At 66.6% G+C, this 14,690-nt stretch carries 15 protein-coding genes; 3 read left to right on the plus strand and 12 right to left on the minus strand.

From position 1 onward, the window contains the following. Positions 1-104 precede the first annotated feature (104 nt). From ABMA46_RS04955 to ABMA46_RS04965, 3 genes are all read right to left on the minus strand, one after another. The gene (locus ABMA46_RS04955; RefSeq protein ID WP_348998201.1) at positions 105-1,025 is read right to left on the minus strand and encodes an ABC transporter ATP-binding protein; all 921 of its coding nucleotides are present in this window, start codon (positions 1,023-1,025) and stop codon (positions 105-107) included. Positions 1,026-1,120: 95 nt separating this feature from the next. Continuing rightward, a complete protein-coding gene (locus ABMA46_RS04960; RefSeq protein WP_348998202.1) occupies positions 1,121-2,089 on the minus strand; it encodes an HlyD family secretion protein in 969 nt (322 codons plus the stop codon). After that, positions 2,086-2,727, minus strand: coding sequence for a CerR family C-terminal domain-containing protein (locus ABMA46_RS04965; protein ID WP_348998203.1), 642 nt, complete (start codon positions 2,725-2,727; stop codon positions 2,086-2,088). Before ABMA46_RS04965 ends, ABMA46_RS04960 begins: the two co-directional genes overlap by 4 nt. Positions 2,728-2,909: 182 nt before the next feature. Here ABMA46_RS04965 and ABMA46_RS04970 point away from each other — a divergent pair, with 182 nt between their 5' ends. After that, the gene (locus tag ABMA46_RS04970; RefSeq protein WP_348998204.1) at positions 2,910-3,383 is read left to right on the plus strand and encodes a CYTH domain-containing protein; all 474 of its coding nucleotides are present in this window, start codon (positions 2,910-2,912) and stop codon (positions 3,381-3,383) included. 109 nt (positions 3,384-3,492) lie between these two features. Continuing rightward, positions 3,493-4,329 (plus strand): C40 family peptidase, encoded by an 837-nt coding sequence (locus ABMA46_RS04975; protein ID WP_348998205.1) that lies wholly within the window; start codon positions 3,493-3,495, stop codon positions 4,327-4,329. Positions 4,330-4,375: 46 nt separating this feature from the next. Here ABMA46_RS04975 and ABMA46_RS04980 read toward each other — a convergent pair whose 3' ends face one another. Beyond that, entirely contained in the window at positions 4,376-4,525 is a 150-nt protein-coding gene (locus ABMA46_RS04980) for a hypothetical protein (protein WP_348998206.1), read from the minus strand. Between the two features lie 149 nt (positions 4,526-4,674). On the opposite strand from ABMA46_RS04980, the gene ABMA46_RS04985 reads away from it, so the two are divergent. Then, positions 4,675-5,202: an NADPH-dependent FMN reductase gene (locus tag ABMA46_RS04985; protein ID WP_348998207.1), complete on the plus strand. Its 528-nt coding sequence runs from the start codon at positions 4,675-4,677 to the stop codon at positions 5,200-5,202. A 21-nt stretch (positions 5,203-5,223) separates the two neighbouring features. Here ABMA46_RS04985 and ABMA46_RS04990 read toward each other — a convergent pair whose 3' ends face one another. The 8 genes from ABMA46_RS04990 to ABMA46_RS05025 form a co-directional block, all read right to left on the minus strand. After that, positions 5,224-6,294 carry a hemolysin family protein gene (locus ABMA46_RS04990; protein ID WP_348998208.1) on the minus strand — a complete coding sequence of 357 codons (1,071 nt, stop codon included), beginning with the start codon at positions 6,292-6,294 and terminating at the stop codon, positions 5,224-5,226. Positions 6,295-6,321: 27 nt separating this feature from the next. Next, positions 6,322-6,813: an rRNA maturation RNase YbeY gene (gene ybeY / locus ABMA46_RS04995; protein ID WP_348998209.1), complete on the minus strand. Its 492-nt coding sequence runs from the start codon at positions 6,811-6,813 to the stop codon at positions 6,322-6,324. A gap of 186 nt (positions 6,814-6,999) precedes the next feature. Beyond that, positions 7,000-7,992, minus strand: a complete 993-nt coding sequence (locus tag ABMA46_RS05000) for a PhoH family protein (protein ID WP_348998538.1) — start codon at positions 7,990-7,992, stop codon at positions 7,000-7,002. Positions 7,993-8,115: 123 nt separating this feature from the next. After that, entirely contained in the window at positions 8,116-9,528 is a 1,413-nt protein-coding gene (gene miaB, locus ABMA46_RS05005) for a tRNA (N6-isopentenyl adenosine(37)-C2)-methylthiotransferase MiaB (RefSeq protein WP_425475686.1), read from the minus strand. Positions 9,529-9,585: 57 nt separating this feature from the next. After that, the gene (locus tag ABMA46_RS05010) at positions 9,586-10,446 is read right to left on the minus strand and encodes a lysophospholipid acyltransferase family protein (protein WP_348998210.1); all 861 of its coding nucleotides are present in this window, start codon (positions 10,444-10,446) and stop codon (positions 9,586-9,588) included. A 402-nt stretch (positions 10,447-10,848) separates the two neighbouring features. Beyond that, positions 10,849-11,343, minus strand: a complete 495-nt coding sequence (rimI, locus tag ABMA46_RS05015) for a ribosomal protein S18-alanine N-acetyltransferase (protein WP_348998211.1) — start codon at positions 11,341-11,343, stop codon at positions 10,849-10,851. Positions 11,344-11,521: 178 nt separating this feature from the next. Beyond that, complete coding sequence (gene tsaB / locus ABMA46_RS05020; RefSeq protein WP_348998212.1) at positions 11,522-12,202, minus strand: tRNA (adenosine(37)-N6)-threonylcarbamoyltransferase complex dimerization subunit type 1 TsaB; 681 nt, start codon at positions 12,200-12,202, stop codon at positions 11,522-11,524. Positions 12,203-12,500: 298 nt separating this feature from the next. Next, positions 12,501-14,681 (minus strand): malate synthase G, encoded by a 2,181-nt coding sequence (locus ABMA46_RS05025; protein WP_348998213.1) that lies wholly within the window; start codon positions 14,679-14,681, stop codon positions 12,501-12,503. Positions 14,682-14,690 lie beyond the last annotated feature (9 nt).

Here is a 14,690-nt window from a genome sequence, read left to right on the forward strand (position 1 = left end):
ATTGTCGATGCGTCGCGGTGCCGCTGCAAAGTCCCCCTCCCCCTTGTGGGGAGGGGTTAGGGGTGGGGGTGCGCCGTCGGAAGAAAGGATCGAGCCGTGCGTCCTCATCCCATATTGTCCTTCGATCCCGACATGAACTGGATGAAGACGTCCTCCAGGCTGGTTTCGCCGGGCTCGACCGTTACCCCCTTGTGCTCCTTCTCCACGTCGGCCAGTGCGGCCTTCAGCGCCTTTTCGTCCGAGCCGACGACATGCAGCGTCGCGCCGAACGGCGCCACCTGGTCGACGCCCGGCTTCTTACGCAATTCGTTCGCCACGTTCTCCAGGCGCGGGCCGTGCACGACGAAGGTGGTCAGCCCGGCGTTCCGCACCACCTCCTCCACCGTGCCGGTGGCCAGCATCTTGCCGTAAGAGATGTAGGAGATGCGGTGGCAGCGCTCCGCCTCGTCCATGTAGTGGGTGGAGACCAGCACCGTCAGCCCGCCGCCGGCGAGCCGGTGGATCTCGTCCCAGAACTCGCGCCGCGCCTTGGGGTCGACGCCGGCGGTCGGCTCGTCGAGCAGCAGCAGCTTCGGCTTGTGCATGATGCAGGCCGCCAGCGCCAGCCGCTGCTTCCAGCCGCCCGAAAGCGTGCCTGCAAGCTGGTTCTTGCGCGAGGTCAGGCCCAGGTCCTCGAGCGTGTCGGCCACCTGCTTCGCGACAGGTTTCAACTGGTAGAGCCGGGCGACGAACTGGAGGTTCTCCTCGATGGTCAGGTCTTCGTAGAAGGAGAAGCGCTGCGTCATGTAGCCGACCTCGCGCTTGATCTTCAGCTCGTCCTTGCGGATGTCGAAGCCGAACACCGTGCCTTCGCCCTCGTCGGGGGTCAGCAGGCCGCACATGATGCGGATCGTCGTGGTCTTGCCCGACCCGTTCGGCCCGAGGAAGCCGACGATCTCGCCTTCCTCGACCGTCATGGTGACATGGTCCACCACGGTCCTGTCGCCGAAGCGCTTGGTGAGGTTGCGGACGTCGATGACGTTCATGGCAGCCGACCTGCGGTCGGCAAGGCATTAGGGGAGTAGAGCATTGGGGCAATAGGAAGATTGCCACCGCAGGAGAGGGAAGCAAACATATTGCCCTATTCCCCTACTGCCTTATTGCCGTCGCCCGACAGTTCCACATCCACGATCTGCCCCGGCTGCAGCGGCCCGGCGCCGCCTTCCGGCTTGGCCTCGACCAGGTAGACGAGCTTCTGGCGGTTCTCCAGCGAGTAGATGACCGGCGGGGTGAATTCGGGATCGGGCGAGACGTAGGAGACGCGCGCCCTGATGTCCGGCCCGCAGCCGTCACAACGCACGCTGATCTCGCTGCCGACCTTGACGGAGGAGAAGGCGGTCTCGGGAATGAACAGGGTCAGTTTCACCGCGCCGTCCGGCAGGATCGACAGCACCGGCGCGCTCGGGCCGGCGGTGTCGCCCGGATTGCGGATGACGTCGTCGACGCGGCCGGCCGAAGGCGCCGCCAGCGTGCGTTTGGATAGCCGCCAGCGTGCCTCGTCCAGCGCCGCCTCGGCCTGCTTGACCTGGTTCTCGGCGGCTTTGATCTCCTCGGGCCGCGCCGGCAGCCTGGCGACCGCGAGGTTCGCCTCGCTCTGGCCGATCGCCGCCTGTGCGACCTCCACGGAGGTGGTGGCTTCGTCGAGTTGCGCCTGGGTGGAGATGCCGCGTCCGGACAGGTCCCTGGTGCGCGAAAGTACCCTGTCCGCCTCGTCGGCCTGTGCTTTGGCGGACCGCACGCTGGCCTCCAGCACCGCGATCTCCTCGGGGCGCTTGCCGACCTTGAGGTTGGCGAGCTGCGCCTGCGCCTCAGCCAAGGCGGCTTCGGCCTGCGCCACGGCGATCGTCGCGTCGTCCTTCTCCAGCGTCACCAGTTCCTGGCCCGGCTCCACCCTGTCGCCGCGCCGGACGGATACGGCCTCGACCTGCGCCACCTCGGTCGGCGCGAGCAGCACGTAGTCGCCCTCGACATAGCCGACCGCGAAGGGCGCAGCCGGTGCGCAGGCGGAAAACAGGGTGGCGGCAAGCGGCAGCGAACAGAGGAAACTCATGGTCTTGTCCCTTTGCGCGATGCGAGGATCGCCAGGAGGTTGTCGCGCGTCACGTCGAGGATCTTTTCCGCCTCGGCGTCGCCGATGGCGTCCCAGCCCATGCGCCGCAGCACCACCGCCTGGCCGATGCGGAAATAGAGGACCTGTCCGATCATGGTGAAGACGGCTATGCGGGTGCGCTCCGATTCGGCCGGCTCGCCCGTCGCCTTTTCCCATATCTCGCAAAGGCGCTCGTGCGTGGGTGCGAAAACGCCCTCGTAGATACGGTCGAGCGCGGCGGACGGATTGGCCATTTCGCGCAGCATGAACTGCACGATCTCGCCGGCTTCCGGTCTTGCCACCATGAAGGCGACCATGCGCTCCAGCGCGACGACGAGCTGGCTCCCGGCCGTTTCTGCGGTCATGGTGTCGGCCACGGCGGTCTCGCCTGGACCGAGCGCTTGGCTGGCGATCGATTGGATCGTTTCGACGATCTGTTCCGCGACGGCCGCCCGCAAGCCTTCCTTGCCGCCGAAATGATAGGCGATGGAGCCTATGTTGGCCCTCGCCGCTGCCGCGATCTCGCGCGTGGACGTGCCCTCGAAGCCCTGCTTCCCGAACAGTTTCAGCGCCGCCCTGATCAGGGCGATCCGGGTCATGTCGGCGGGCGAGGCGGGTTGCCTGCCGGTTGAGCCTGCGGGGCGGAGTGGGGTGGCCATCCACGTAAGTTGATCAATCGAATGATTAAAGTCAATGCCCATGACCCTATCATACGGCGGCGACGCGGTCTCGTATTGCAGACCGGTTGATTTGCGGCCCCGGCCACGCTTTAGTTCGGCCGATGGCCAAGGAAATCGAACGCAAGTTCCTGGTGCAGGGCGACGCATGGCGCGGGGCGGTGGAATCCAGCGCGCTCATCGTCCAGTTCTATCTTGCCATTTCGTCCGAGCGGTCGGTCCGCATCCGCATCAAGGACGGCCGAACCGCCAGGCTGACGCTGAAATTCGGCTCCGACACGCGCATCCGCGACGAGTTCGAATACCCGGTGCCGCTGGATGAAGCGCGCGAGATGATGCAGTTCGCCATCGGCACGCTCATCCGCAAGACGCGCCATAATGTGCGCCATCAAGGCTATCTCTACGAGATCGACGTGTTCAACGGCGATCTCGACGGGCTGATCGTTGCCGAACTCGAGACTGCCGACACCGTCGAAGACGGCCGCCTGCCCGGCTGGCTCGGGCGGGAGGTGACGGGAGAAATCCGTTATTCCAACGCCTCGCTCGCGCTGAACGGCTTTCCGGAGATGACCGCGTGAGCTTCCGCATCGCCCCGCAACGGTTTTTGCGCGTCGGGGCGATACCTGTTGCCGGCAACGAAATCGGCAGGCGCGCGCGCCGGGTCCGGGCGTCATTGCCGGCCCGCTCATGACCGCGCCCGTCGACACGCTGCTCGACCGCATCGGGCGCTGGCTGGCGGGCCGCCTTCAGGACGAATCCTCCGGCTACGAGCCCTACACGCCCTCCGATCCCGAAACGCTGCGCCGCGTGCTCCAGCCGGGCGACGTGCTGCTCGTCGAGGGCAACCAGAAGATCTCGGCGGCGATCAAATACCTGACCCAGTCGACCTGGTCGCACGCTGCCCTTTATGTCGGCGACGCAATGCCCGAGCCCGAGGACGGCTCGGAACGGCCGCGCCTGATCGAGGTGACGCTGGGCGAGGGCTGCGTTGCCGTGCCGCTGTCGCGCTACAGCACCTACAACACCCGTATCTGCCGGGCGAGCGGACTCGGGCCGGAGGATCGCGCCGCCGTCGTTTCCTTCATGATCGGCAAGATCGGCCTCAGATACGATCTGAAGAACATCCTCGACATGCTGCGCTATTTCTTTCCGACGCCGCCGGTGCCGGTGCGCTGGCGCCGCCGCATGATCGCCTTCGGCTCGGGCGATCCGACGCGGGCGATCTGCTCGACACTGATCGCCGAGGCCTACGAACGAATCCGCTATCCGATCCTGCCCGAAGTCACCCATGCGCCTGGCCGCGCCTCGGCAAAGTCGCGCTATTCACGCGGCGAGATCCTGCACATCCGCCACCATTCCCTGTTCACTCCGCGGGATTTCGATCTGTCGCCCTATTTCCTGATCGTCAAGCCGACCCTGGAATACGGCTTCGACTACCGCCGACTGCACTGGAGCGAGGACGAGATCGCGGTTGCCGCCGCCAAAGCCGCCGAGACAGCGGAGCCGCCGGAACCGGCGCCGTGACCGACCAGGGCTTTCGGCAAGTCTCTCGGTCGGGTGGGACGGACTCCTAATGGCGCTTGAAATACTGCACCTCGCGTTCGTGCTTTTCAGCCGCCTCGCGCGTCTTGAACGTGCCGAGATTGCGGCGCTTGTGGGTCTTCGGATCGACCTTGCGTGAATAGAGCCGGTATTCGCCGGATTTGAGCTTGCGGATCATGGCGGTCTCCTTTCAACCGATAACCTCGCCATGCCCGCGCCGGTTCCCGGCATTGCCCGGCTGAGGAACAACGCGCCGTCCATCCCGGCCGGTTTGGCCTGTCCGGTCCGTGCGCTATAAAAAGCCTGTCAAATCTGAGTCTCCCGACAATGCGCATTCTTGCCATCTGCGGAAGCCTGCGTGCCCGCTCGTCCAACCTCGCCGCGCTGCAGGCGGCGCGGCGGCTCGCGCCTGCGGGCATGGACATCGTGGTTTTCGACGGTCTCGCAGGCCTGCCGTATTTCAATCCCGACATCGATACCGACACGCCGCCTGTATCGGTGAAGGCGCTGCGCGAGGCGGTAGGGGCCGCAAATGGCCTGCTCGTCTGCAGCCCCGAATATGCGCGCGGCGTCGCCGGCGTCATGAAGAACGCGCTGGATTGGCTGGTATCGAGCTCGGAGTTTCCGGATAAGCCGGTAGCGGTGATCAACGCGTCGCAGCGCGCCACCGACGCCGACGCGGCGCTCAGGCTCACCCTCACCACCATGTCGGCCCGGCTGGTGGAGGACGCCTCGATCACCCTGCCTCTGCTCGGTCGCAATCTCGATGCAGAGGGCATCGTCGCCGATCCGGACCTGTCGGCGCAGTTGCGCGGGGCGTTGGAGACCTTCGCCGCGGCGATCGGCCACGGCTGAAAGCAGGCCGGGAAAGCGGTGCTACGCCTGCTCCGCGCGCGCCGCGCGGCGGCGGCGCTCGCCCTTGCCCGTCTCGACGATGCGCACCCGCTTCACGCGGCGTGGATCGGCGTCGAGCACATGGAACTCGAAGCCGGGAATGGCCTGCACCACTTCGCCGCGCGCCGGCACCCGGCCGAGCGTATTGAAGATCATGCCGCCGATCGTATCGACGGATTCGCCATGTTCGCCGGCCGCGAAATCGCCACCGATCATCTCGGCGACATCGTCGATCTCCGCCCGGCCGTCGACGATATAGATGCCGTCGCCGGCCCTGGTGATCATCGGTTCGTCGTCGTCGTGCTCGTCCTCGATGTCGCCGACGACCATTTCGACGATGTCCTCAAGCGAGACCAGTCCGTCGGTGCCGCCGTATTCGTCGATGACCAGCGCCATCTGCGTGCGCGCGGCCTGCATGCGCGCCATAAGGTCGGACGCCAGCATGGAGGGCGGTACGAAAAGCACCGGCCGGATCAGGCCTAGGTCGCCGATGGTGCGCGTCAGGTCCACCTGGGCGAGGTCGAGCGCCACGGCGGCCTGCGCCTTGCGGCCGCGCCCCTTCTTCGCGGTGGCGGTGCGGGTGATATGGGCCAGCACGTCGCGGATGTGGATCATGCCGCGCGGATCGTCCAGCGTCTCGGCATAGACGGGCATGCGCGAGTGGCCGGACTTTTCGAACAGTCCCATCAATTCGCCGAGCTTCGTGCCGATCTCCACGCCCTCGATGTCGGCGCGCGGCACCATCACGTCCTCGACGCGGACCTCGCGCAGCCGCAGGATGTTGTTGAGCATGGCCCGTTCGCCGGGCGAGAAGGATTCGGCGTCGCTGGTCCCCGTCTCGGCGAGCGCGCCGGCGATCTCCTCGCGCAGGCTGGTACCGTTGCGCTGCCGGAACAGGCCGAGGAGGCGGTCGAGCAGCGAGGGGCCGGCGGCGGGCTCGTGGGCCGCAACGCTCGTGCTGGTACTCGGACTGGAAGGGTCTTCCGGCGCTTCGGAAGCTTTGGGCGCGCTGCCGGCGTCTGTACGGGCGGCGGCGTCTTGTCTCTCGGTCATCGTCTTTCGATCGGTTGGACTTCGTAGTTACGCATAAGGGTCGGGAATGGCAAGCCTCGCCAGCACGCGGCGCTCCAGCGCCTCCATCTCCTCCGCCTCCGCGTCGGTCTCGTGGTCGTAGCCCAGCAGATGCAGCAAGCCATGCACTACCAGATGGCTGATATGGTTCTCGAACGGCTTGTCTTCCAGTGCGGCTTCGCCGGCGACGGTCTCTGCAGCCAGCACGATATCGCCGAGCAGCGGCGGCAAGGGTCCGGATTTCGTCTCGGGAAAGGCGGGAAAGGACAGCACGTTGGTCGCCTTGTCCTTGCCGCGCCAGCCGGCGTTCAGGTCTCGGATATGGGCGTCGTCGGTGAAGATCACGCCGAGTTCGGATTCGCCGGGACGGGCAGGGGACAGTTCGGCGAAGGTCGCGGTGATTGCATGCTCGACCAGGGCGGCGAGAGTGGCCTCCTCAGGCCAGTCACCGGCTTCGACGGTGAGGTCGAAATCGATCGGAGAGTTTGGCTCAGCGGACATGGCAGCCCACCAAGAGCAGCGTTTGCGCACCCCCACCCCTAACCCCTCCCCACAAGGGGGAGGGGGACTTGGCATGCGGCAGCTCCCCCTCCCCCTTGTGGGGAGGGGTTAGGGGTGGGGGTGCGGCGCCGGCATTTATAGGTGCGCAGACAGTATCCATAAAAGGCATCGGAAAAGAACCGATCCTCACCCCTCTGCGCCCAGCCCGCGCGCAACCTTGCCGTCGCGATCGTAGGCCCGGACGATCTCGGCGACCAGCGGGTGGCGCACCACGTCGGTGTCGTTGAAGCGTACGGTGACGATGCCGGGCACGCCGTCGAGCACGCGCAGCGCCTCCACCAGGCCTGAGCGCGTGTTGGGCGGCAGGTCGATCTGGCTGGGGTCGCCGGTGACGATCATGCGCGAGTTTTCGCCGAGCCGCGTCAAAAACATCTTCATCTGCATGGTCGTGGTGTTCTGCGCCTCGTCGAGGATGACGGCGGCATGCGCCAGCGTGCGGCCGCGCATGAAGGCGAGCGGCGCGATCTCGATGACGCCGGCGCCGATGGCGCGCTCGACCTTGTCGCCCGGCATCATGTCGTAAAGCGCGTCGTAGAGCGGACGAAGGTAAGGATCGACCTTCTCCTTCATGTCGCCGGGCAGGAAGCCGAGCCGCTCGCCGGCCTCGACGGCCGGGCGCGACAGGATGATGCGCTCGACCATGCCGCGTTCCAGCAGCATGGCGGCGTGGGCGACCGCCAGATAGGTCTTGCCGGTGCCGGCCGGGCCGATGCCGAAGACCAGCTCGGAGCGCTCCAGCGCGCGCATATAGGCGTCCTGGTTGAGCGAGCGGGCGTAGATGGTCTTCTTGCGCGTCGCGATCTGGGCGGCGGAAACCTTGCCCTTGCGCTCCAGCGTCGGCAGGGTGAGCTGGTCGTCGGCGGCGACCGCCATGCGCACCGCGCCGTCGACGTCGGACTGGCCGATGTCGGCGCCCTTCTGGAGGATGGCGTAGAGGCTGTCGAGCGCGCGCCGCGCCTGCTCGGCAGCCGTGGACGAGCCCTTGATGGTCAACTGGTTGCCGCGCGAGCGGATATCCACGCCGAGCTTCTGCTCCAGCCGCGCCAGGTTCTCGTCGAACTGGCCGTAGAGCGCGCTGGCCAGCCGGTTGTTGTCGAAGGTGAGCACGATATGCGCCATGTCCGACGCGCCGGAAGACGTCGCCGCCGAAGAGGACGCTCCCGACGACGGCACTGACGGTGCGAGGGGAGGCGCGTTCTTCAATTCGGCAGGGCTCAACCGTCTCTCCTGTCTGGCCCGCCCTCAGGCGGGCACGGCATGCAGGCTGTTGAAGCCCGCTTCCATGATTCGCACATCGATAATGTCGCCGATTCCACCGGCCTTTTCATCAACAATCACCGGCTGCAGCCAGGGCGAGCGACCGACCCGCTGGCCCGCCTGCCGGCCAGGCTTCTCGATCAGGACCGGCATCGTCCTGCCGACCATGGAAACGGTGAAGGCCTGCTGCTGGTCCACCAGCAGCGCTTGCAGCCGCTGCAACCGCTCGTCCTTCACCTGTTCCGCCACATGGCCATCCATCTCGGCGCCGGGCGTGCCGGGGCGAGGCGAATATTTGAACGAGAAGGCCGAGGCATAGCCGACCTCCCGCACCAGCCGCAGCGTGTCCTCGAAATCGGCGTCCGTCTCGCCGGGAAACCCGACGATGAAGTCGCCCGACAGTGCGATGTCAGGCCGCGCGGCGCGGATGCGCTCGATCAATCTCAGATAGTCCGACGCGGCATGTTTGCGGTTCATCGCTTTCAGGATGCGGTCCGAGCCCGCCTGCACCGGCAGATGGAGATAGGGCATCAGCGTTTCAAGGTCGCCATGCGCGGCGATCAACTCGTCGTCCATGTCGCGCGGATGGCTGGTCGTGTAGCGCAGCCGCGCGATGCCGGGGATTTCAGCCAGCCTGAACAGGAGCCGTCCCAGGCCCCATGCCTTGCCGTCCGGCCCTTGGCCATGCCACGCATTGACGTTCTGGCCGAGCAGCGTCACCTCGCGCACGCCCGCCGCCGCCAGCCGCTCGGCCTCCGCCACGATCTGCTCGACGGGTCGCGACACCTCGGAGCCGCGCGTATAGGGCACCACGCAGAAGGTGCAGAACTTGTCGCAACCTTCCTGCACGGTCAGAAACGCGGTGACGCCGCGCTTCGCTACCACCGCCTTCTTCGGCGCGGGCAGGTGCTCGAACTTGTCCTCGATGGCGTAATCTGTCTCCACCACCCGCGCGCCGCCGCGCACGCGAGCAAGCACGTCGGGCAGGCGGTGATAGGTCTGCGGGCCGACGACGAGGTCGACGGCCGGCGCGCGGCGGATGATCTCCTTGCCTTCCGCCTGCGCCACGCAGCCGGTGACGCCGATGGTCAGCGTCTTTCCCTCCAGCGCACGCTCGGTCTTCAGGTCGCGGATGCGGCCGAGTTCGGAATAGACCTTCTCCGCCGCCTTCTCGCGGATGTGGCAGGTGTTGAGGAGCACCAGGTCGGCGTCCTCCATCCGCTCGGTCGCGGCATAGCCGTCCGCCGCCAGCGCGTCGGCCATGCGCTGCGAATCGTAGACATTCATCTGGCAGCCATAGGTCTTGATGAAGACCTTGCGGTCCCTGTCGTCGCCTGTTGTGTCGTCGCCCGTGGCCGCTGCGCGGGCTGGCGTCCGGTGTGTCGTTGGCATATCCATGCGGCGGCTTCTATCGCGTTTTGGCGGGCAGGGACAACCGATTCCGCCGCTTTGGCGTCAGCCTTGCCGCCCGTTCCCGCGCAACGAGGCTTCCAGCATGTCCCTGACGCGGGCTTCGACCAGCCGCGCGGTCTCCTTGCGGTTCGACCGCGCATCGAAGATCACCGGCTCGCCGAAGCGCACTTCGGCATCGACGGCACCGGCGCGCAGCAGTCCCGAAATGTGTGGCAGGAGGTCCTGGTCGCCGATCCAGCACAGCGCCATGCGTCCGGCCCGGCCGAGCGGAAGTCCCTGCCGCGCGGTATAGGCGATCGACACCGGCTGAATGGCGATTTCGGCATGCCCGCCTTTCCTGGCACCCGTCTGTCCGGTCCCTTCCTCTCCGGCTTCTTCCCGCCCGCCCGCGCTCTGCCTGAGCGCCATCGTCGCGGCGCCGAACAGGGTGCTCTTGAAAGGCAAGAGCGCGTTGCCGTCGCCTGTCGTACCTTCGGCGAAAAGCACCATCACGTCGCCGTCGTTGAGGCGTCCCGCGATCTCGCCCGCCTGGTCGCCGGAGCGGTGCCGGCGCTCGCGCTCGACGAAGACAGTGCCTTGCAGCGTCGACAGCCAGCCCATCAGCGGCCATCCTTCCATCTCCGATTTGGCGATGAAGGAAACGTCGGCAATGGAGCCGAGCACACCGATATCGGTCCACGATACATGGTTGGCGGCGATCAGCAGCGGCCGTCGCGCGGCCGGCGACCCCACGACATGGACCCGGATGCCCAGCGCCTTGAGCACACAGCGATGCCAGAGCCTTGGCAGGCGGTGCGGGTTGCCGATGCCGGTCTTCAGCACAACCGCCTGCGCCAGCGCCAGCACCAGCGTGCTTGTCGCAGCAAAGACCACCGCCAGCCCTGTCCTGAGTTTTCCGATCATTGCGCTTCCGAAGGTCTCGAAACAGCGGCGGCTGCGTCCGGATCACCCCCGCCCTTGACCTTGCCGGAGCCGGCTCGTCGTCTCGCCCGTCCTTCGGATTCCCATAAGGGCAGGGCAATCGCACGGAGCGATGCACCCCCACCCCTAACCCCTCCCCACAAGGGGAAGGGGGATTTTGTGACGGTGCTACAGCGCGCCAGCGCCGGCGATCTTGGACGAGACGGCAGTGTCGGCGTCTCCCTCCCCCTTGTGGGGAGGGAATAAGGGTGGGGGTGCGGGAGCGTCGAAAATTCAATATGCGATTGCCCTGTCCACCCCCCCTTGAGGGGAAGGGGTAGGGGTACATCGCCATATGCAAACGATGAGATGTTCAATTGCAATCGTCCTGCTTGCCTATCGCGGCTAGCGGAGATCGCGCCGCATGACAAGCGCGCCGGTCGGGCCGTGCTCGACGGAACGGTAGTAATTCGGCCGGTGGCCGACCTGGCGGAAGCCGAAGCGGCGATAGAGTGCGATCGCGGCCGCGTTGGTCTCGTCGACCTCGAGGAAAAGCGCCTCGGCACGGTCGCCGTGCAGTTGCCGCAGCACCGCGTCCATCAGGCGCCAGCCGATACCCTGGCGGCGATGCGAACGGGCGGTCGCCACGGTCAGGATCTCGCCTTCGTCCGCTGCGAGCCGCGCCAGAACGAAGCCGACGATGCCGGCGCGCGGATTGCCCACTTCCCTCGCCGCGAAGCCGAACACCGTGTCCTGTTCGAGCAGGCTGGCGAATTCGGCTTCCGACCACGGCCGCACGAAGTCCTCCTCATGCAGGACGGCGATGGCGGCCGCGTCGTCGACGGTCAGCCGCTCCAGCGCATAGTCCCGGCCGCGCGGCGAGAGGAAGGGAATGCGCATCAGCCGGTTCCGGTTTCGTGGGGCGAACCGGACGCGCATGAAGAGAGCAGTCCGGCACCCCCACCCCTAACCCCTCCCCACAAGGGGGAGGGGGACTTGGCGTGCGGCAGCTTCCCCTCCCCCTTGTGGGGAGGGGCTAGGGGTGGGGGTAAGCGGACCATGGAGCGGGTAGCGCCGCTCATCCCCCGACCCTCGGCAGCACGAAGCCGGCCTGCGGTTTGGCGTCGGCGTCGCGCAGGTAGAGCGGCTTCGGCTTTTCGCCCGGACCCTTCCCGGCAGCGAGCCGCGCATAGGTCGCGATATCGGCCGTCGCCGCGAGTGGCCCCAGGTCGAAGGGATGGCCGGCCGCCTCGCTGATGCGGCGCGCGGCGGTTCCGGTCAGTACGGGCGGCGCTCCTGCGGCGGAAATCATGGCCACGGCCTCCTCCAGCGTGATTGCCGCCGGACCGTAGCGCAAAACCGCCAATTCATCGTAAAGCGCGGCGTGGATGTCGCCACGCCCGCCGTCGAGCGCCGCCAGGATGGCCCGACCCGCAAAGTCCTGCCGCGCTTCTGCCGCCAGCGCTTCGAGCGTCGTGACGCCGATGGCCGGAATTTTCAGCGCCAGCGCCAGGCCGCGCGCGGTGGCGACGGCGACGCGGATGCCGGTAAAGGAACCGGGGCCGACCGAGACGGCGACGGCGGTGAGGTCGGCAAAGATCTTGTCGGATTTTTCCAGCGCCTCTTCGATGACCGCCATCAGGTGCTCGGCATGACCCTTGCCGAGGTCGCGCACCTCGCGGCCGAGTTCCCCGGCGGCGTCCGCGTCATACACGCAGGCGGCGCAGAGATTGGCGGAGCAATCGATGGCGAGAATCACCGTCTCCCCTCCCACTTGAGGGGAGGGTGGCCCGCGCAGTGGGTCGGGAGGGGTAACCTCCACCTTGCCAACGCAAAAAGAGACCGACGCTCTGTCGCGCCCCCCTCTGTCCCGCCGGACATCTCCCCCACAAGGGGGGAGATCGGCAGCTTCCGCCTGTCCGCTTTTCCTGCAACGCTGGCGATTGGCAAAGGCCGACGCAAGGGCTGATCTCCCCCCTTGTGGGGGAGATGTCCGGCAGGACAGAGGGGGGCAACGTCGAGCGCCGTCATCTCAGACATGACTTCAAAATCGGCCGCTAGGCCATCTTCGCCTTCAACTCCAGCCGCCTCTTGTGCAGAACCGGTTCCGTATAACCATTGGGCTGGACCCGCCCCTTAAAGACGAGGTCGCAGGCCGCCTGGAAGGCGATCGAGGCATCGAAATCCGGCGCCATCGGTCGGTAGAGGGGATCGCCTTCGTTCTGCCGGTCCACCACCGCCGCCATGCGCTTCATCGTCTCCATCACCTGCGCCTCGGTGCAGACGCCGTGATGCAGCCAGTTGGCGATGTGCTGCGAGGAGATGCGCAGCGTGGCGCGGTCCTCCATCAGGCCGACATCGTTGATGTCCGGCACCTTGGAGCAGCCGACGCCCTGGTCCACCCAGCGCACGACATAGCCGAGGATTCCCTGCGCGTTGTTGTCGAGTTCCTTCTGGATGTCGTCGGCCGTCCAGTTCGGCCACACCGCCACCGGCACGGACAGGATGTCGTCCAGCTTCGCCTTCGGCCGTGACTTGAGCTTGTCCTGAACGGCATGCACGTCGACCTTGTGGTAGTGCGTGGCGTGCAGCGTGGCGGCGGTGGGCGAGGGCACCCATGCGGTGTTGGCGCCGGCCTTCGGGTGCGCGATCTTCTGTTCCAGCATCGCCGCCATGAGGTCGGGCATCGCCCACATGCCCTTGCCGATCTGGGCGCGGCCTTCCAGCCCGCATTCCAGGCCGGTGTCGACGTTCCAGTTCTCGTAGGCGCCGATCCACGCTGCCTGCTTCATGTCGCCCTTGCGGATCATCGGGCCGGCTTCCATCGAGGTGTGGATCTCGTCGCCGGTGCGGTCGAGGAAGCCGGTATTGATGAACACGACGCGGTCCTTCGCCGCGCGGATCGCCTCCTTGAGGTTGACGGTGGTGCGCCGCTCCTCATCCATGATGCCCATCTTCATCGTGTTCGGCTTCATGCCGACCAGCTTCTCCGCCCGGTCGAAGATCTCTGCAGCGAAGGCGACTTCCTCCGGTCCGTGCATCTTCGGCTTCACCACATACATGGAGCCTGCGCGGCTGTTGGCATGGCGGCCGTTCGGGCCCCCAGGTCGACCCACGTCGTGCAAGGCGATCAGCGCGGTGATCGCCGCGTCCATGATGCCTTCCGGCACTTCCGAGCCGTCTTCCAGCAGGATCGCGGGATTGGTCATCAGGTGGCCGACATTGCGCACCAGCATCAGCGCCCGGCCCGGCAGCGTGAGCGTGGAGCCGTCGGGCGCGGTGTAGGCGCGGTCGTCGTTCAGCCGCCGCGTCATCGTGCGGCCGCCCTTTTCGAAGGTCTCTTCGAGATCGCCCTTCATCAGGCCGAGCCAGTTGCGGTAGACCGCCACCTTGTCCTCGGCATCGACGGCCGCGACCGAATCCTCGCAGTCCTGGATGGTGGTGACGGCCGACTCCAGGATCATGTCGGCGATGCCGGCCGGATCGGTCTTGCCGATGGTGTTGGCGCGGTCAATCACGATCTCGACATGCAGGCCGTGGCGCGCAAGCAGCACGGCGTCCGGATGCGCCGCGTCGCCCCGATAGCCGGCGAACTGCGCGGCGTCCTTGAGTGTCGCGGTTCCCGTCCTGGTAGCGACTTCGAGTGCGTCTTTAGCAATCTTCAGGCCGGTCGCATCGGCCCATTTGGCGCCGTCCAGCGGCGCGGATTCGTCGAGGAAGCCCTTCGCCCAGGCGATGACCTTCTCACCGCGCTTCGGATTGTAGCCCTTGCCCTTCTCCGCGCCGTCGCTCTCGGGGATCGCGTCGGTGCCGTAGAGCGCGTCGTAGAGCGAGCCCCAGCGCGCGTTGGCAGCGTTGAGCGCATAGCGCGCATTCATCACCGGCACGACGAGCTGCGGCCCGGCGACGATGGCGATCTCCGGATCGACATTGTCCGTCTCGACCGAGAAGGCCGGACCCTCGGGCAGCAGATAGCCGATCTCAGTGAGAAAATCCTTGTAGGCGGCGAGGTCGCTGGGCGCGCCGTTGGCGCGATGCCAGGCGTCGATCTTCTCCTGGATGTCGTCGCGCTTCTTCAGCAGCGCCCGGTTCTTCGGCGCAAGGTCGTGGACCAGTTCGGAAAAGCCGTTCCAGAAGGCGTCGGCGTCGACGCCGGTTCCGGGAATCGCCTCACCGGCGACGAAGGCGTGGAGCTCGGGCGCGATGCGTAAGCCGGCGATCTCGATGCGATCGGTCATTTGGTCTCA

The organism is Mesorhizobium hunchu, assembly GCF_040081975.1.
In the GTDB taxonomy this organism is placed as follows: domain Bacteria; phylum Pseudomonadota; class Alphaproteobacteria; order Rhizobiales; family Rhizobiaceae; genus Mesorhizobium; species Mesorhizobium hunchu.